General features: G+C 72.2%; 16 protein-coding genes. 9 read left to right on the forward strand and 7 right to left on the reverse strand.

Annotated elements, in window-relative coordinates:
* Positions 1 to 250, reverse strand: a 250-nt coding sequence (locus tag ABT381_RS30185) for a MerR family transcriptional regulator (protein WP_351599772.1), incomplete at its 3' end; no start/stop codon positions are given.
* 113 nt (positions 251 to 363) lie between these two features.
* On the opposite strand from ABT381_RS30185, the gene ABT381_RS30190 reads away from it, so the two are divergent.
* A complete protein-coding gene (locus ABT381_RS30190; protein ID WP_351599757.1) occupies positions 364 to 1893 on the forward strand; it encodes an alpha/beta fold hydrolase in 1530 nt (509 codons plus the stop codon).
* A gap of 20 nt (positions 1894 to 1913) precedes the next feature.
* Here ABT381_RS30190 and ABT381_RS30195 read toward each other — a convergent pair whose 3' ends face one another.
* A complete protein-coding gene (locus tag ABT381_RS30195) occupies positions 1914 to 2858 on the reverse strand; it encodes an AurF N-oxygenase family protein (RefSeq protein ID WP_351599758.1) in 945 nt (314 codons plus the stop codon).
* Positions 2859 to 3028: 170 nt separating this feature from the next.
* Between ABT381_RS30195 and ABT381_RS30200 the strand changes: the two genes are divergently transcribed.
* On the forward strand, positions 3029 to 4138 hold the full coding sequence (locus tag ABT381_RS30200; RefSeq protein ID WP_351599759.1) for a ferritin-like domain-containing protein: 1110 nt from the start codon (positions 3029 to 3031) through the stop codon (positions 4136 to 4138).
* A 15-nt stretch (positions 4139 to 4153) separates the two neighbouring features.
* Here the strand turns inward: ABT381_RS30200 and ABT381_RS30205 are convergent, their stop codons facing one another.
* From ABT381_RS30205 to ABT381_RS30220, 4 genes are all read right to left on the reverse strand, one after another.
* Complete coding sequence (locus tag ABT381_RS30205) at positions 4154 to 4966, reverse strand: ABC transporter ATP-binding protein (RefSeq protein ID WP_351599760.1); 813 nt, start codon at positions 4964 to 4966, stop codon at positions 4154 to 4156.
* Between the two features lie 109 nt (positions 4967 to 5075).
* The gene (locus ABT381_RS30210; RefSeq protein WP_351599761.1) at positions 5076 to 5540 is read right to left on the reverse strand and encodes an HD domain-containing protein; all 465 of its coding nucleotides are present in this window, start codon (positions 5538 to 5540) and stop codon (positions 5076 to 5078) included.
* Between the two features lie 26 nt (positions 5541 to 5566).
* Positions 5567 to 7024 carry a peptidoglycan D,D-transpeptidase FtsI family protein gene (locus tag ABT381_RS30215; protein ID WP_351599762.1) on the reverse strand — a complete coding sequence of 486 codons (1458 nt, stop codon included), beginning with the start codon at positions 7022 to 7024 and terminating at the stop codon, positions 5567 to 5569.
* The gene (locus ABT381_RS30220) at positions 7021 to 8484 is read right to left on the reverse strand and encodes an FtsW/RodA/SpoVE family cell cycle protein (protein ID WP_351599763.1); all 1464 of its coding nucleotides are present in this window, start codon (positions 8482 to 8484) and stop codon (positions 7021 to 7023) included. The genes ABT381_RS30215 and ABT381_RS30220 overlap by 4 nt, the downstream gene beginning before the upstream one ends.
* Before the next feature lie 195 nt (positions 8485 to 8679).
* On the opposite strand from ABT381_RS30220, the gene ABT381_RS30225 reads away from it, so the two are divergent.
* From ABT381_RS30225 to ABT381_RS30255, 7 genes are all read left to right on the forward strand, one after another.
* Positions 8680 to 9966 (forward strand): cytochrome P450, encoded by a 1287-nt coding sequence (locus ABT381_RS30225; RefSeq protein WP_351599764.1) that lies wholly within the window; start codon positions 8680 to 8682, stop codon positions 9964 to 9966.
* 177 nt (positions 9967 to 10143) lie between these two features.
* Positions 10144 to 10890: a FadR/GntR family transcriptional regulator gene (locus tag ABT381_RS30230; protein ID WP_351599765.1), complete on the forward strand. Its 747-nt coding sequence runs from the start codon at positions 10144 to 10146 to the stop codon at positions 10888 to 10890.
* Between the two features lie 94 nt (positions 10891 to 10984).
* Positions 10985 to 11764, forward strand: a complete 780-nt coding sequence (locus tag ABT381_RS30235) for a (Fe-S)-binding protein (protein ID WP_351599766.1) — start codon at positions 10985 to 10987, stop codon at positions 11762 to 11764.
* Complete coding sequence (locus tag ABT381_RS30240) at positions 11761 to 13407, forward strand: lactate utilization protein B (RefSeq protein WP_351599767.1); 1647 nt, start codon at positions 11761 to 11763, stop codon at positions 13405 to 13407. Before ABT381_RS30235 ends, ABT381_RS30240 begins: the two co-directional genes overlap by 4 nt.
* Entirely contained in the window at positions 13404 to 14039 is a 636-nt protein-coding gene (locus ABT381_RS30245; RefSeq protein ID WP_351599768.1) for a LutC/YkgG family protein, read from the forward strand. Before ABT381_RS30240 ends, ABT381_RS30245 begins: the two co-directional genes overlap by 4 nt.
* Positions 14040 to 14096: 57 nt before the next feature.
* Positions 14097 to 15224, forward strand: coding sequence for a hypothetical protein (locus ABT381_RS30250; RefSeq protein ID WP_351599769.1), 1128 nt, complete (start codon positions 14097 to 14099; stop codon positions 15222 to 15224).
* The gene (locus ABT381_RS30255; RefSeq protein ID WP_351599770.1) at positions 15221 to 16423 is read left to right on the forward strand and encodes a hypothetical protein; all 1203 of its coding nucleotides are present in this window, start codon (positions 15221 to 15223) and stop codon (positions 16421 to 16423) included. Before ABT381_RS30250 ends, ABT381_RS30255 begins: the two co-directional genes overlap by 4 nt.
* 54 nt (positions 16424 to 16477) lie before the next feature.
* On the opposite strand, the gene ABT381_RS30260 is transcribed toward ABT381_RS30255, so the two are convergent.
* On the reverse strand, positions 16478 to 16911 hold a 434-nt coding region (locus ABT381_RS30260), incomplete at its 5' end, for a helix-turn-helix domain-containing protein (RefSeq protein WP_351599771.1).

Below are 16911 nucleotides of genomic sequence, written 5' to 3' on the forward strand. Positions count from 1 at the left end.
GCGAGGTCGAGTTGAGTGACTGCCGGAACATCGCTCTCTTGGGTGAGGAGCCCTTGACATGCCTGAGCACGACCCCGCCGTACGGTATGAAGCGGCGGATCAGGCGGAGCCGGTCGAGCGCCTCGGGCCCGTACCGGCGGTGGCCCCCGGCGCTGCGCGCCGCCTCGGGCAGCAGGCCGCGGTCCGAGTAGAAGCGGACGGTCTTGACGGTGACGCCCGCCTGCTCCGCGAGCTCGCCGATGCTCCACATGTGGTCGGACACCAAGGCTTGAACCTCCCTCAGGGGGAGCTCCTACGGTACCGGCGAGCGCGGCCGGCCGACGGGGCCGGGCGCGGGGGACCGAGGCGCGCGAGGAGACGTTGATGACGGCATTCGTCCTGGTGTCGGGCAGTTACACCGGTGGCTGGGTGTGGCGGGAGGTGGCCGCCCGGCTGCGCGATTCGGGTGCCGAGGTGTACCCGGTGACGCTCACCGGCATGGGGGACCGCCGCCACCTCGCGGGCCCGGACACGGACCTGGAGACGCACGTCGAGGATCTGGTGCGGCTGCTGGACCAGGTGGCGGCGCCGGAGGTCGTGCTCGTCGGCCACTGCTACGGCATCCACCCGGTGCTCGGCGCGGCCGGCCGGCGCCCGGAGCGGATCGCCCGGATCGTGTACTTGGACGCGGGGATGCCCCAGGACGGCGACCCGGCGCTCCAGTTGGTGCCGGACCAGGCGGTCCGCGACCGGCTGCTGGGCGAGGACGGGCCGGCCGAGGACTGGCGGGTGCCCCCGCCGGCGGCGGACGAGTGGCAGCGCTGGGGCAGCACCGCCGGCCTCTCCGAAGCCGCCCTGGCACGGCTGACGCGCCTCGCCGCACCACAGCCGCGCGGCACGCTCACCCAGCCGCTCCGGCTCCCGGAGACGGTCGCCGCGCTGCCCACGACCGGTGTCTTCTGCACCGCCAACGGGAACAGCATCGCCGTGGTCGAGCAGATCGTGGGACTCGGGGACCCGCGCCTCAAGGCGCTCGTCGATCCCCGGGTGACCTTCTTCGAACTCGGCACCGGGCACTGGCCGATGCTCTCCGCGCCCGACGAACTGGCCGAGGTCCTGCTGAAGGCCGCGGCGGGAGAAGGGCACCGGCTGGCCGCGACGCTGACCGAACAGCCCGCACACCTCCGGCCGTTCCTCGTGGACGTGCCGGAGCGGCGCCGCGAGCGCCTCGGACGGGTCGACCTGTACCTGCCGGACGACCTGCCCGCCCACCCGGCGGAGGCCGACCGCCCGCGCCCCGCGGTGGTGTTCGTGCACGGCGGCCCGGTGCCTCCCGGCATCGACCCGACGCCGCGCGACTGGCCCACCTTCGTCGGCTACGGAGGGTACGTCGCGGGCCTGGGCGCGATCGGCGTCACGCTCGATCACCGGCTGCACGCCCTCACCGATTACCCGCGTGCCGCCGAGGACCTCGCCGAGGCGATCGACGTGGTACGGGCCGATCCGCGTGTCGACGAAGACCGCATCGCGCTGTGGCACCTCTCCGCGGGCGGGCTGCTGACGGCGGACTGGCTCGCGGCGCCCCCGCCGTGGCTGCGGTGCGTGGCGGCCAGCTATCCGATCCTCGCGCCGCTGCCGAGCTGGGGGCTCGGCGCGTCACGGTTCCGCCCCGCGGCGGCGGTGCGCGGCGCGGGGCGGCTGCCGATCGTACTGACCAGGGTGGGGCGGGAGCACCCGGAGATCGCGGCGACGGTCGAGGAGTTCCTGACCGCCGCCGCGGACTGCGGGGCCGAGGTCGAGGTGGTCGACATCCCGCTGGGCCACCACGGGTTCGAGACCAGGGACCACACCGAGCAGGCGCGCGGGGCCGTGGACCGCGCGGTGCGGTCCGTACTGGCGCACCTGCGCGGCTGAGCGGCGCGGCCCGGCTCGCCTCACGCCAGCAGGCCGGAGCTCTTCCAGAGCTTGCGGCCCACGCCGCGCATGACGCCGATCTCGTCCAGGAAGTCGGTGAGCCGCTTGGCGCCGCTCTGCATGACCTCGCGGCGGTGGCCGCTGGCCTTCACCTGCGCGACGGCCTCCCGGCGGTCCAGGCCGACGTTCGTGTACACCTGCGGGTTGACGAAGGCCACGGAGAAGACGCGCGCTGCCTCGCCGGAGGAGATCCGGGTCAGCTCCTGCTCCCAGCGCGGCGCGCGGACCATCTGGCGGCGCAGCTCCTCGCGGGCGTACCGGACGTGCCGGGCCTCCTCCACGACGTGGATGCGGGTGACGCCGCGTACGAGGGTCTGCACCCGCTCGTCCGGGAAGGTCAGCCGCTGCATCCAGTCCAGGATCTCCTCGCCCAGCAGCGTGCAGGCGAAGGAACCGGGCGTGGTGGAGACGGTCTTGAGGACCCGCGCGAGGTTGTGGTTGAACCGGGAGACGGGGTACGTGGGGGCCCCGCCCGCCTGGATCATGCGCGCGAACATCTTGGAGTGCCGGCACTCGTCCGCTATCTCGGTCAGCGCGTACCGGACATGGGCGCTGGTGACGGACTTGTCGTAGATGTGCCGGACGAGGAGCTGCATGAGGATGATCTCGAACCAGATGCCCAGCGAGGCGAGCGACGCCGCCTCGTGCCGGGCCAGGTCCATCCGCTGCTCCTCCGACATCTTCTTCCACAGGGGCGTGTCGTAGAGCGAGACGAGCTCCGGCGGCCAGAACCACTTGCCGTCCTCGATCGGCGCGTCCCAGTCCAACTCGGTGTCCGGGTCGAAGGAGTGCTTGGCGGAGGATTCCAGCAGGCGCTCGGCGACCTGCTCACGGTCCTTGAGCAGTCCGAGCGCGTCCCGCAGGACCTCGGTCTCCGCCGTGCTGATGTCAGGAGCTGTCGTCATGGCTGTGGGTACCTCGCTCGTGGGGTTACCGGCGGTCACGTCTTATGAGACTGCGTGTCAGTAAGGGCGTCAATCCCCTGTGCACGACTTATTGACCCGCCGGTAAGGAGCGTGTGAGCCTGCCAACTACCGGACGCGCCGCAGCGTTCGGTGATTCGAGGAGGCTCCTCATGTCCACCCGCGAGCTCTACGTGTCCGACCCCGGCGACCCGCTGTGGCAGGTGCCGGCCACCGGTGCCGCCCGCTTCACCTGGGAGTACGACGACGGCCGCGACCGCCTCCTCGCCCTGTACAAGAAGGGCAAGGACAAGCAGTGGGACGCCGATCTGCGCATCGAATGGGGCCTGGAGGTCGACCCGTACGACCCGCTCGGCACCCCCGACGAGGCCATGTCCCTGTACGGCACGAAATATTGGGACCGGATGACGCCGAAGGAGCGCGGGGAGCTGCGGCAGCACTACGCGTCCTGGCAGTTCAGCCAGTTCCTGCACGGCGAGCAGGGCGCGATGGTCTGTGCGGCGCGGATCGTCGAATCCGCCCCCGACCTGGACGCGAAGTTCTACTCCGCGACCCAGACCATGGACGAGGCGCGGCACGCCGAGATCTACAGCCGCTTCCTCCAGCAAAAGATCGGAATGCTCTACCCGATCAACGACAATCTCCAGTCCCTCCTCGACGACACGCTCAAGGACTCTCGTTGGGACATGCCCTACCTCGGCATGCAGGTCCTCATCGAGGGCCTGGCCCTGGCGGCTTTCGGCATGATCCGCGACACGACGGACAAGCCGCTGCCCAAGCAGATCCTCGCGTACGTCATGCAGGACGAGGCCCGGCACGTCGCCTTCGGGCGGATGGCCCTGCGCGACTACTACAAGCAGCTCACCGAGGCGGAACTGCGCGAGCGCGAGGAGTTCGTCATCGAGGGCTGCTACCTCATGCGCGACCGGCTGCGCGGCCTGGAAGTACTGGAGAACTGGGGCATACCGAAGGCCGAGGCGGCGGAGTTCACCGAGCAGTCCGAATTCCTGCACCTCTTCCGGAAGCTGCTCTTCAGCCGCATCGTCCCGTGCGTGAAGGACATCGGCCTGTGGGGCAAGCGCCTCCAGCAGGCCTACCTCGACATGGGCGTCTTCGACCTCGGCGACTCCAACCTGGACCTGCTCATGGCCCAGGACGAGGAGCTGGCCGAGAAGCTGGACGCGGAACGCTTCGCGGCCGAGGAGGCGGCCCGCACCGCCGAGGTCACCGAGGCGATCACCCGCGGCGGCACGGGGGAGTGAGCCACGGGCCCGCGATCAGCGGCGGCCCGAGCGGGCCAGCCAGCGGCCCTCGTGGCGGCTGACCTCGATCGGGCGGCCGAAGCAGGCCGTCATGCCGGCGTCGGTCAGTACCTCCTCCACCGGGCCCTTCGCCTGGACGCGGCCGTCGCGCAGCAGGACTGCGTGGCCGATGGCCGGGGACAGCTCCTCCAGGTGATGGGTCACGGTGACCGTCGCCAGCTCCGGCCGGTTCAGGGCCAGTTCGTGCATGGTGTCGATCAGGTCCTCGCGGGACGGCAGGTCGAGCGCGTTGAACGGCTCGTCGAGCAGCAGCAGCGAGGGGTCGGCCATCAGCGCGCGGGCGATCAGGAGCCGGGCCCGCTGGCCGCCCGAGCACACCCCGTACGGCCGGTCCGCCAGCTCCTTGCAGTCCAGCTCGGTCAGCAGCGCGTGCGCGCGCTCGCGCGTGGCCTCGTCGTACTTCTTCCACAGCGGCTGGACGGTGCCGGTCGCGCCGGTGAGGACGACGGTGTGTCCGGGCAGGTCCACCGGTACCTTCTGCGCGCTGGAGACCAGGCCGATCGCGGCGCGTAGCTCCCGTACGTCGACCGTGCCGAGCCGGTGCCCGAGCACCTCCACGGTGCCGGTGGTGGGGAACATCAGCGCGCCGACGAGGCGGAGGATCGTGGTCTTCCCGGCGCCGTTCGCGCCGAGCAGCGCCCAGTGCTCCCCGCTGCGTACGGTCCAGTCGATGCCGTCGAGGATGGCCTGGCCGGTGGTGATGCGGCGGACGCTCGCCCCCGAAAGGGCAGCGATCACGCGCGCCTGGGTGTCGTCCGATGGGCTCATGCGCGGCAGGTTAGCTGCAATGGCCATGTTTGTGCGGGGCCGTCCGTGAGGCGGACAGGCCCGCGGCCGGTGGCGGGCCGCGGCCGGGGAGCGTGGCGGCCGGGTCCCTTCAGCCGGTGAGGCCGAGCAGTCCGCGCATCCGTGCGTACTTGACCGTCAGCCGCTCCCGGGTCGCCGCGTCCAGGACGGCCAGCCGGTCCGGGTCCGCGTTGTGCGCGAGATCGGCCTCCTTGACCAGCAGCGCGCCGGGCGTGGCCAGGATGCGCGCGGCGTACTCCTCCGGCGGCTCCCCGGCCCGCTTGGTCACGGCCAGCACCATGTCCTTCGTGGCCGGCGACAGCGCGGCCCCCGCCAGCCACTCACCCGACAGCGCGGCGTCCTCCACCGAGTCGTGCAGCCAGGCCGCCGCGATCTGCTCGTCGCTGCCGCCGCGCGCCCGCACCCCGGCCGCCACCGCGGCCAGATGCTCGGCGTACGGCCGCCCGGCCTTGTCGGTCTGCCCTTCGTGCGCCCGGCGCGCGAGCGCCTCCACCTCGGACAGCGTGAGCGATGCGGTGTTGCCGGTGTCAGTCATGGGGCCATTGTGCCGAGCCCTCGGCGTCACCGGTCCAGGGCCGCCTTCATCACCGCCCGGGCGATCGGGGCCGCGTTGCCGCCGCCGCTGATGTCGGCGCGGTCGGCCGCCGCGTCCTCGACGACGACGGCGACCGCGACCGCCGGCTGCTCCGCGCCGTCCGCCTGCGCCCAGGAGAGGAACCAGGCGTACGGCGTGCCGGAGTTGCCGACGCCGTGCTGGGCGGTGCCGGTCTTGCCGCCGACCGTCGCGCCGGGGATCGCCGCCTTCGTGCCGGTGCCGCGGGTGACCACGTCGGTCATCAGCTCCCGCAGCCGCTTCGCGGTGTCCTCGCTCATCGCCCGGTGCAGGCGGCGCGCGCGGGTCCGCGCGAGGGTGTCGCCGTGCGCGTCGGTCAGCCGGTCCACCAGGTACGGGCGCCGCAGATCACCGTGGTTGGCGACCGCGGACGCGACCATCGCCATCTGCAGCGGGGTGGCGGCCGTGTCGTACTGGCCGATCGAGGACAGCGCGAGCTGCGCGTCGTTCATGTCCGTGTCGAAGGTGCTCTCCACCACGCGGGACGGGATCGTGAGGCCGTCGTCGTTGAAGCCGAACTTCTCGGCGGTGTCCGCCATGCCGTCCAGGCCGACGTCCACGCCGAGGTGCGCGAAGACGGTGTTGCAGGAGACCTCGAACGCGCGCCGCAGGCTCGCGTTCTCGCAGCCGCCCGCCTCATTGGTGAGCTTGGTGGAGGTACCGGGCAGGGTGTACGGGCTCGGCGTGTTCGTGGCCGCGTCCGGATCGTCCACCACGCCGTGCTCCAGCGCGGCCGCCGCGGTGACGACCTTGAACGTCGAGCCGGGCGGATAGGTCTCCTTCAGCGCCCGGTTGAGCATCGGGCGGTCGGCGGACGCGTTGAGCCGGGTCCAGGTGTCGGTGGTGCCGGAGCCGCTGCCGGACAGCTGGCCCGGGTCGTACGAGGGCGTGCTGACCAGCGCGAGGACCTTCCCGGTCGCCGGTTCCACGGCGGCCACCGCGCCCTTCTTGCCGCCCAGGCCCTCGTACGCGGCCCGCTGCAGCGCCGGGTCGATGGTGGTGACGACGTCGCCGCCGGGCCGCTGTTCGCGGGTGAGCGCGGTCCACAGGGGGAGCGGGGCGAGCCGGGCGTCGGTGCCGGAGAGGAGGTCGTCCTCGGCGTTCTCCAGCAGGGTCGTGCCGTACACCTGCGAGGCGTAGCCGGTGACCGGCGCGTACAGCGGGCCCTGGGAGTACGTACGGGCGTACCGCAGCGAGCCGCCGCTGTCCCGGGAGCCGGTGACGGACCGGCCGCCGACGACGATGCTGCCGCGCGGCTGGTCGTAGCGCTTGAGGTCGGCGCGGCGGTTGGCCTGGTTGTGCGCGTACTCGTCCTCGTTGAGGAGCTGGACGCGGGCGGCGTTCAGGAGCAGCAGGACGAGCAGGAGCAGGCAGAAGGCCGAGGTGCGGCGGATGTGCCGGATCACCGGGAGCCACCCCCGTTCCGGCCGCCTCCACGGTGTCCGCCTCCGTGGTGTCCTCCGCCATCGCGTTGCCGTTCCTCCTCCGGTACCACGATCCGCTCGATCACCCCGGTGTCCGCGCGGGCCGGCCGGGGGCGTCGTGCCCGGTCGCTGATGCGGACCAGCAGCGCGACCATGATCCAGTTGGTGACGACGGAGGAGCCGCCCTGCGCGAGGAACGGCATCGCCATGCCGGTCAGCGGGATCAGCCCCATCACCCCGCCCGCGATCACGAACACCTGGATGGCGAGGAGCGAGGAGAGGCCGACCGCGAGCAGCCGGCCGAACGGCTCGCGGATGGCCAGGCCCGCGCGGTAACCGCGGGCGACCAGCAGCGTGTACAGCAGGAAGAGCGCGGTGAGCCCGGCGTACCCCAGCTCCTCGCCCGCCGTGGCCAGGATGAAGTCCGACTTCATGGCGAAGCCGATGAGGGCCGAGTGGCCCTGCCCGAGGCCGGTGCCGAGCAGGCCGCCCGCGCCGAAGGCGAAGAGCGACAGGGCCAGCTGGCTCGCGCCCTCGCCCCGCTGGATGCTCGCGAAGGGGTGCAGCCAGTCGGCGACCCGGCTGTGCACATGCGGTTCGAGGCTGCCGACGACGGCCGCGCCGACCGCGGCGAGCAGCAGCCCGACGGCGATCCAGCCGGTGCGCCCGGTGGCCGCGTACAGCAGGACGACGAAGACGCCGAAGAAGAGGAGCGAGGTGCCCAGGTCCCGCTCCAGGACCAGTACGGCCACGCTGACCAGCCAGATCGCGACGATCGGGCCGAGCACCCGGCCGGTGGGGAACTGCAGCCGCCACAGCCGGCGGCCGGTGTACGCCAGCGCGTGCCGGTTCGCCGCGAGGTAGGCCGCGAAGAAGACGCTGAGCAGGATCTTCGCGAACTCGCCGGGCTGGATGGAGAACCCCGCGAGGCGGATCCAGATCTTCGCGCCGTTGACCGCGGGGAAGAAGATCGGCACGATCATCAGGACGAGCGCGGCGGCCACGCTGAGGTACGCGTACCGCTGCAGCACCCGGTAGTCGCGCAGCAGCGCCACCACCCCGATGAACAGGGCCACGCCGAGCGCGGACCAGACGAGCTGGGTGGGCGCGGCCTGGTCCTTCGGGGTCTCCTGGTCGAGCCGGAAGATCAGGACCAGTCCGAGGCCGTTGAGCAGGACGGCGATGGGCAGCAGCAGCGGGTCGGCGTACGGCGCGCGGAAGCGGACGGCGAGGTGGCCGAGGAGCGCGAGCACGGCCAGCCCCGCGCCGTAGCGCGCGGCGCCGGCGGGTACGGTGCCGTGCTGGGCGAGGCCCACCTCGACGTATCCGTAGACGCTGATCAGGACCGCCCCGGCGAGCAGCAGCAGTTCGACGCCCCGGCGCCTGGGCAGCCGGAGGCCTGGAGGAGGGGCGTCAGCCGTCGCGGCCGTGGTCGCGGTCATGCCAGGCAAAGTAGCAAGAGGCCGGGCGTATGCCACCCAGGACGATCATGTTCCGGTCCCGTGCCGGTGGCTCACCGGTGGGCCGGGAGGTGCGACCGGAGGGATGTCCCAGACGTACCGGTCGTTTCATCTCGTTACCTGTTCGCTGCCAGGTCGCTTGGTCAGCACGGGTATCGGCCAGGCAGTATTGCGGGCATGACCAAAATCCGCTCGGGCGTCACCGCTTGGCTGGCCCGCAGATATCTCGCGCGGACTCAGAAAAAGGGCTTCGATCTGTCTCGTATGCCCTTCTTGCCCGAGTCCACCCTCATGCCGCTGCGTCGCCACGGCCTTGACCCGGTGGCCGACTTGTCGGCAGTACGGCAGCAGTCCCCGGTGAGCGTGCTTCCCGTGCCGCTCGCCTCCAAGGTGTGGTTGGTCACGGGATACGACGAGGTGAAGGAGGTGCTGGGCAAGGCCAAGGCGTTCAGTACCGATTACACCAACCTCGTCGGCAATGCCGGCGCCGACGCCGGGAAGAACCCCGGCGGTCTCGGATTCGCCGATCCGCCGGACCACACGCGGCTGCGCCGCCTGCTGACTCCGGAATTCACGATGCGCCGGCTCGGCCGGCTCACCCCGCGCATCCACGAGATCGTCGAGGAACGGCTGGCGGAAATGGAGCGCCTCGGGCGCTCCGGGGAGCCCGTCGACATCGTCCATTCCTTTGCCCTGCCCATTCCTTCCCTGGTGATCTGCGAACTGCTGGGCGTTCCGTACGAGGACCGTGCGGACTTCGAGCGGCTGAGCGCGGCCCGCTTCGACCTTTTCAGCGGTGCGAGCGCGTCGTTCGGTGCCATATCGGAATCGCTCGCCTATTTCCAGGAGATCGTCAAGAAGGAGCGCAAGGACCCCGGTGACGGCCTGCTCGGCCAGATCGTGCGGGACCACGGCGACACCGTCACCGACGACGAGCTGGCCGGCCTCGCCGACGGCGTGCTCACCGGCGGCTTCGAGACCACCGCGAGCATGCTCGCGCTCGGCGCCCTCGTCCTGCTCCGCGATCCCGACCACTTCGCGGCGCTGAAGGACGGCGACGACGCCACCGACCGCTACGTCGAGGAATTGCTGCGTTACCTCACCGTCGTCCAGGTCGCCTTTCCCCGGTTCGCCCGGGAGGACCTGGAAATCGGCGGCATGTCCATCTCCGAGGGCGATGTCGTACTGTGCTCGCTCAGCGGTGCCGACCGGGACGGAAAGCTCGGCCCGGACATGGAGCGCTTCGACCCGCAGCGCAACGTGCCCTCGCACCTCGCATTCGGTTACGGCATACACCGCTGCGTCGGCGCCGAGCTGGCCCGGATGGAACTCCGCGCCGCCTACCCGGCACTGGTCCGGCGCTTTCCGAACATGCGCCTGGCCGTCCCGGAGCAGGAACTGGCATTCCGCAAGCTGTCCATCGTGTACGGCGTGGAATCGCTGCCGGTGCGGCTGCACGGCTGAGACCACGGGCATCGGTAAGGATGCCCGCAGGGGGAATTGAAGGGGGAAGCGTCCGGCCCGACCGCGGCCGGCGCTGCCATCCGTGCGCGGCCAGCGGCCGTCCGGCCACAGCCATGGAATGTCACGGCGTGTGACATAGTTTTTCGTGGAAGCTGTCGGCCGACCAGGGAGTGACGGATGGCTGTCGAGTGGCGACCCGTACGGCAGTCCCGTACGCACGAACTCGTCCTCGAAAGCATCGAGGAGCGGGTGCTGGCCGGTGAGCTCAAGGCCGGTGACCGGCTGCCGCCCGAGCGCGAGCTCGCTCCGGTGCTCGGGGTCAGCCGCTCCGCGCTCCGCGAGGCGCTCCGCGTCCTGGAGACGATCGGCGTCCTGGTCGCCCAGGCGGGCCGCGGTCCCGACGCCGGCGCCCGCATCGTCCGGAATCCCGACGACGCGCTCGGCCGCCTCCTCCGCCTGCACTTCGCCCTCGGCAGTTACTGCCTGGAGGACGTACTGGAGGCCCGCGTCACCCTGGAACGCTCCAGCTTTCAGGCGGCGGCGGAGCACGCGGCGGCGGAGCACGCAGCGGCGGCCGGCCTCGACGAGGCGGCGGAGCTGGTCGCGCGGATGGGCGCGCCGGACGTGAGCGTGCCGGAGTTCAACGACCTGGACACCCGCTTCCACGTCCAGATCGCCCGCAGCTCCGGCAATGCGCTCACCTCCACCCTCACCTCGGCCGTCCGCGAATCCGTACGCCCGCTGATCCTGCGCGCCCTGGAGGCCGCCGAGGACTGGCCGGCCACCGCTGCCGCGCTCAACGCCGAGCACACCGAGCTGCTGCGCCTGGTGCGCGCGGGCGATGGCGCCGACGCCGCTGACCTGGTCGAACGGCACATCAGGGGGCTGCACGGCACGCTGGTGGAGGAGCGCCCGGGCGACTGAGGGCCCACCCTTCCACCCCCTCTCCGTTCCCCCGGCCCGCCTCAGCGCTAGTATGGTCCGACCTTTCATAGGTCGGCCCCAAGTCTGGAGACCCATGCGCATCGGACTCTTCGCCACCTGCCTGGGTGACACCCTCTTCCCCGACGCGGTACGCGCCACCGCCGTCCTGCTCGCCCGTCTGGGCCACGAGGTGGTCTTCCCGCCGGAGCAGACCTGCTGCGGCCAGATGCACGTCAACACCGGTTACCAACGCGAGCCCGTCCCCCTCGTCCGCGGCTTCGCCGAGCAGTTCGGCGACCCGTCGATCGAGGCGGTCGTCATGCCCTCAGGGTCCTGCGCCGGCTCCGTACGCCACCAGCACCGGATCGTCGCCGAGCGCTACGGCGACGCGGCCCTGCGCGCCGGAGTCGCTGCGGTACAGGGCAAGACGTACGAACTCTCCGAGTTCCTGGTCGACGTGCTGGGCGTCACCGATGTCGGGGCGTACTTCCCCCACCGGGTGACGTACCACCCCACCTGCCACTCCCTCCGGATGCTGCGGGTCGGCGAGAAGCCGCTGCGGCTGCTGCGCGCCGTCGAGGGCATCGACCTCGTCGAGCTGCCCGAGGCCGACGCCTGCTGCGGCTTCGGCGGTACCTTCGCGGTCAAGAACGCCGACACCTCCTCGGCGATGCTCGCCGACAAGATGCGGCACGTCACCGGCACCGGTGCGGAGGTCTGCACGGCCGGCGACTCCTCCTGCCTGATGCACATCGGCGGCGGGCTCTCCCGGATCAAGGCCGGTACCCGCACCCTGCACCTGGCCCAGATCCTCGCGTCCACGCGCACGTCGCCGTACGCGCTCCCGAGCACCCCGCTGGAGGCCACCCGATGAGCACCCCCACGTACCTGGGCATGCCGGCGCTGCCGCCCCGCTCCCCGTACGGCACCGGCAACCTCCGCGGCGACCGGAAGTTCCCCGCCGCGGCCCATGACGAGCTGCGCAACGACCAGCTGCGCCGCAACCTCGGCAAGGCCACCCACACCATCCGCGCCAAGCGGCTCGCCGTCACCGGCGAACTCCCCGACTGGGAAGCGCTGCGCGACGCCGGCTCCGCCCTCAAGACCGACACCATGAACCGCCTCCCCGAGCTCCTGGAGCAGCTGGAGGCGAAGGTCACCGAGGCCGGCGGCACCGTCCACTGGGCACGGGACGGCGCCGAGGCGAACGCCATCGTCACCCGCCTCGTCCAGCAGACCGGCAGCGAGGAGGTCATCAAGGTCAAGTCGATGGCCACCCAGGAGATCGGCCTCAACGAACACCTGGCGGACCAGGGCATCCGGGCGTACGAGACGGACCTCGCCGAACTGATCGTCCAGCTCGCCGACGACAAGCCCTCCCACATCCTCGTCCCGGCCATCCACCGCAACCGCGACGAGATCCGCGAGATCTTCCGCGCCGGAATCCCGGGCGTCGACCCCGAACTGGACTCCGTACCGGCCCACTTGGCGGCCGCGGCCCGCGCGTACCTCCGCGAGAAGTTCCTCACCACCCCCGTCGCCGTCTCCGGCGCCAACTTCGGCATCGCCGAGACCGGCACCCTCTCGGTCGTCGAGTCCGAGGGCAACGGCCGCATGTGCCTCACCCTCCCCGACACGCTCATCACCGTCATGGGCATCGAGAAGGTCCTCCCGCGCTACGCCGACCTGGAGGTCTTCCTCCAGCTCCTCCCGCGCTCCTCGACAGGCGAGCGGATGAACCCGTACACGTCCCTGTGGACGGGCGTGACGCCGGGCGATGGGCCCCAGAATTTTCATTTGGTCCTCTTGGACAACGGGCGCACCGCGGCGCTCGCCGACTCGACCGGCCGCCAGGCCCTGAACTGCATCCGCTGCTCGGCCTGCCTGAACGTGTGCCCGGTGTACGAGCGGGCCGGCGGCCACGCGTACGGCTCGACCTACCCCGGCCCCATCGGCGCGGTCCTCACCCCGCAGCTCGCGGGCATGGACGCCGCCAAGAACGACCCCAACAGCTCGCTCCCGTACGCCTCCACGCTCTGCGGCGCCTGCTACGACGCCTGCCCCGTGAAGATCGACATCCCGTCCCTCCTGGTCGAACTCCGCCACCAGCACACGGAGGCCGCGGGGCGGACACCCGAGAAGCTGGCCATGAAGGCGGCGGCCGCGGTGATGGGCCGTCCGGGGCTGTACAAGGCGGCCCAGCGGGCGTCGGCCGCCGGCCGCCTCCTCGGCGGCCGGGACGGAAAGATCTCCCACCTCCCCCCGCCCTTCAACGGCTGGAGCGCCACCCGCGACACCCCGGCCCCACCACGCCAGTCCTTCCGGGCGTGGCTGGCGTCGGAGGAGGGCGCGTCGACGCTGCGCGCGGCTTCGGAGGAGGGCGTGCGGCAGCGTACGGGAGAGGGCACGCCGACCGGTACGGAATCCCGCACACCGACCGGTACGGAATCCAACCCCCTTGGGGCAGACGGCGCCCCCACCGCAGATGGCAACCCCTCCGAGGAGGACCAGCGATGACCGCCACCGCCCGCGACACCGTCCTCGGCCGTATCCGGGACGCCCTGGCCCTCGCGCCCGCCCCCGAAGTGGAGATCCCCCGCGACTACCGCACCGGCCGCACCCTGCCCGACGCCGACCGCCTCGCCCTCCTCACCGACCGCCTGGTCGACTACAAGGCGGAGGTGCGCACGTGTACGGCCGCGGACACCGCCGAGACCATCGCCGCCGCCCTGGCCACCCACTCCGCCCGCCGCATCGGCGTACCGCCCGGCCTCGACCCGTCCTGGCTCACCGCGTACGACGGCGAGGTGCAGCCCGACTCCGCCGACATCCCCGCCCCCGAACTCGACACTCTGGACGGGGTGGTGACCGCCTCCGCCACCACCTGCGCCGAGACCGGCACGATCTTCCTCGACGCCGCCCCCGACCAGGGCCGCCGCGCCCTCACCCTGGTCCCCGACCTCCACGTCTGCGTAGTCGACCTGTCGACGGTGGAGGTCGGCATCCCCGAAACCGTCGCCCGCCTCACCCCGACCCGCCCCACCACCCTCATCAGCGGCCCCTCCGCCACCTCGGACATCGAACTGGAACGCGTGGAGGGCGTCCACGGGCCACGGACGCTGGTGGTGGTGATCCGGACGGACGTGTGAGCCGCGCACCGGTCCGCGCCGGATAGGATCGCCGCCCACGGAGGCGAGGGGGCGCAAGTGACGGGGGAGTGGTGGCGGCGCGGGCGCGCGAAGGCGTGGGTCGGAGCCGTCGTGATCCTGCTGGTCGCCGGCGGGTTGGGGACGTGGGCCACGGGCACCTGGCCGTTTCCGGGTGACCGGGACCGGTACTGCTGGGGTGCCTGGGAGGCGGGCAGCGGGCCCGAGTTCCTGGGGGACTCGGTGGTCGAGGACGGTGGCCGGCGGACGGCCCGCGAGACCGCGCCCACGCCGGAGCGGCCGCGTGGCAGCTGTACCGTCGCGCTCCGCTCCGACGACAGCTCGGGGGCCCGCAAGACCGAGATCACGGTCAGATACGGGCCGGCTCCCGAGGACGCAGCCCGGCGGATGGAGTGGATCGTCGAGTACCTCGGCGACCGCGCCGTACCGCTGCCCGACGGGCTCCCCGGCGCCACCGACGGCAGCCAGGCGCTGCTCGTCCTGCCGAAGCGGTGCGACACCCGTGACGGCCGGCCGACGGCGGTCACGCTCGACTCCGAGGCCAAGCTCACCTGGCGCAACGGGTCGGCCTCGGTCAACGCCGGCATCGCTGGTGCACGCTCGGCGGCCGAACTGGTCGTGGCGGCGGCCAACCGCGGTATGAAGACGGCCGGTTGCGCGCCCGCGCGCCCCCTGCGCATCACCTCGCCCGTGCTCACGCTGCCCGAGGCCAACGAGATCGTCTTCTCGCGCGCGTGCCGCATCCGGGGCATGGAGTTCGACGATGACGCCTCACAGAACATGAGCTACCAGGTCGGGGCGGTCACCCGGGGCCTTCAGTCCTGCTCGGTCGGGACCTGGGGCCGCGACGGCAGCCCCGTCCTCGACGCCCTGATGGTCGCCGAGCCGCGGCTGAACGCGCTGTTCGACGGCGCGGTGGGCGACGCGGCACCGGCGCGCGGCTGGCGCGGTACGGGCGTCCTCGCCCACTCCCACCAGGTCCTGCGGGCCGACTGCGCGGGCCGGTCCACCACCTTTCTGCTGCGCGCCGCCCCGTCCTTGGGCGAGGCCCCGGCCACCCGGTACTTCGCGGCCTTCGCCAACGCCGTGACACAGCGCCTGGGTTGCGCACCCGTCGCACCCATCGCACCCGCCACCGACGCCGCACCTGGGGGAACCGGCCGATGACCGCCGACAAGAACGAGCAGACGGAGAGCGGCGCTTCGGGCAACGGCGTCGGCGCCGTCGCCCGCGGTGGTGTGCTCGGTACCGGGCCCTTCGTGCCGCGGCAGCGCTGGTGGCACTGGCGTCGGCTGACGCGCGGCCGGCTGCGGCCCGCGGTGGCCGCCGCGCTCGCCGGAGTACTGCTCGGCGGTACGGCCGTGGCCTGGCAGACGGACACCGGCCCGTTCGCGGGCGGAAAACGGGCCTGCTGGTCCGCGCTCGACAGTGCCGACGCGGCGGCGCTGTTGCGCGGCAGCGAGGACATCGACAGCGCCGACACGCCCCTCGACGGCGATCCGATCGGATCAAGGGGCCCGTCGGGCCAGTGTGTCCTGCAGTCGCCCGATGGCAGCCGGGTCACCGCGCAGGTCCACGAGCTCGACACCCACTTCGGGGGTGCGGGCGACCAGTGGGCCGACGAATTCCTGTCCGCCCGGCTGTCCCCGTTGGGCGGCGGCCTGCTGGGCATGGCGTCGGACACCCGCGCCTGGCTGGCCGTACCGGACGGCTGTACCGGCAGGTCGCGCACCGGCGACGGGCCGCTGGTGATCGACGTGGCCACGGACTGGACCGTGTACGACGACGTGGTCGACGGTACGGAGCGCGACCGGCTCGCCCGTACGGTGGTCAAGCTCGTCAACCACTACATGGCGGGGGAGGGCTGCGGCGGGACCCTCGCCGACCCGGTGCCCCGGCTCCCGCGGCCGACTCGCTTCCTCGACGAGAAGGCCGACGCGTTCTGCGGTATCGAGGGGCTGCGGACGTCCGGGAAGGAGTGGGCCGCCGCGTACCGCCCGATGGTGACGCGGGGCTCGGGCCCGGTTCGCACCTGCGACCGGCACGTCTCCTTCGACCACCCCGGACTCCGGCTGATGACCGTCGAGGACCCCCGCCTCTCCGTCCTCTACCGGCGCCAGGCGATGCAGGACGGCCGGCAGATCGAGGTCGCCGACGAGGAGGACGGCCGCGGCTTCTACCGCCCCGGCTTCGGCCTCTTCCAGGCCTCCTGCCAGACCGGCGACGTCACCTTCCTGGTACGCGCCGACGAGGCGTCCCACGCCGACCTCGTCCGCACCCTCTTTCCGCGCTACGTGGCGAAGGAAGCGGCCCGACTGGGCTGCGGCCCGCTGCACATCAGCTTGCCGGAGGAGGGTCGGTCGTAGTCGTCAGGGGGCGGGGCGGGGCCTTTGCCGGGGCCGAAGATCGGGTCCTGAGCGTCACGCTCCTGTGTCAGCCGGACTCCCTGCGTTCGCCGCAGCCACCGCGCTCGCCGCGCCCGTCGCATCCGCCACGTCCACCGCATCCGCCACCTCCGCCCGCGAGGCCACCCCCAGTTTCCGCAGCACCTTCGCGACGTGCTGCTCCACCGTCCGGGGCGACAGGAACAGTACGTCGGCGATCTCCCGGTTGGTGTGTCCCAGGGCCACCAGCCGCGCCACCTCGCGCTCGCGGGGCGAGAGCGCGTCCCCGTAACCCCGTCGGCCGCGGCGCGACGGCGTCACCACCCCGTTCCCCCGCAGTACGCGGCGGCAGCGCGCGGCATCCCGAGTGGCACCCAACTCGGCGAAGGTGTCTGCGAGTTCGGCGATCGCTTCTGCCGCTTTCCGGTCCCCGGCCGACAGCCGGCAGCGGGCTGACGCCTCGGCGGCCC

The sequence above is a fragment of the Streptomyces sp. NPDC000151 genome (assembly GCF_040301705.1).
Classification (GTDB): domain Bacteria; phylum Actinomycetota; class Actinomycetes; order Streptomycetales; family Streptomycetaceae; genus Streptomyces.

Excerpts from the sequence above, each read along its gene's own strand:
- ABT381_RS30240 (WP_351599767.1), top strand. The coding sequence starts at position 11,761 with ATGAGCACCCCCACGTACCTGGGCATGCCGGCGCTGCCGCCCCGCTCC.
- ABT381_RS30225 (WP_351599764.1), top strand. The coding sequence starts at position 8,680 with ATGACCAAAATCCGCTCGGGCGTCACCGCTTGGCTGGCCCGCAGATAT.
- ABT381_RS30200 (WP_351599759.1), top strand. The coding sequence starts at position 3,029 with ATGTCCACCCGCGAGCTCTACGTGTCCGACCCCGGCGACCCGCTGTGG.
- ABT381_RS30190 (WP_351599757.1), top strand. The coding sequence starts at position 364 with ATGACGGCATTCGTCCTGGTGTCGGGCAGTTACACCGGTGGCTGGGTG.
- ABT381_RS30220 (WP_351599763.1), bottom strand. The coding sequence starts at position 8,484 with ATGACCGCGACCACGGCCGCGACGGCTGACGCCCCTCCTCCAGGCCTC.
- ABT381_RS30235 (WP_351599766.1), top strand. The coding sequence starts at position 10,985 with ATGCGCATCGGACTCTTCGCCACCTGCCTGGGTGACACCCTCTTCCCC.
- ABT381_RS30230 (WP_351599765.1), top strand. The coding sequence starts at position 10,144 with ATGGCTGTCGAGTGGCGACCCGTACGGCAGTCCCGTACGCACGAACTC.
- ABT381_RS30245 (WP_351599768.1), top strand. The coding sequence starts at position 13,404 with ATGACCGCCACCGCCCGCGACACCGTCCTCGGCCGTATCCGGGACGCC.
- ABT381_RS30210 (WP_351599761.1), bottom strand. The coding sequence starts at position 5,540 with ATGACTGACACCGGCAACACCGCATCGCTCACGCTGTCCGAGGTGGAG.
- ABT381_RS30255 (WP_351599770.1), top strand. The coding sequence starts at position 15,221 with ATGACCGCCGACAAGAACGAGCAGACGGAGAGCGGCGCTTCGGGCAAC.
- ABT381_RS30195 (WP_351599758.1), bottom strand. The coding sequence starts at position 2,858 with ATGACGACAGCTCCTGACATCAGCACGGCGGAGACCGAGGTCCTGCGG.
- ABT381_RS30205 (WP_351599760.1), bottom strand. The coding sequence starts at position 4,966 with ATGAGCCCATCGGACGACACCCAGGCGCGCGTGATCGCTGCCCTTTCG.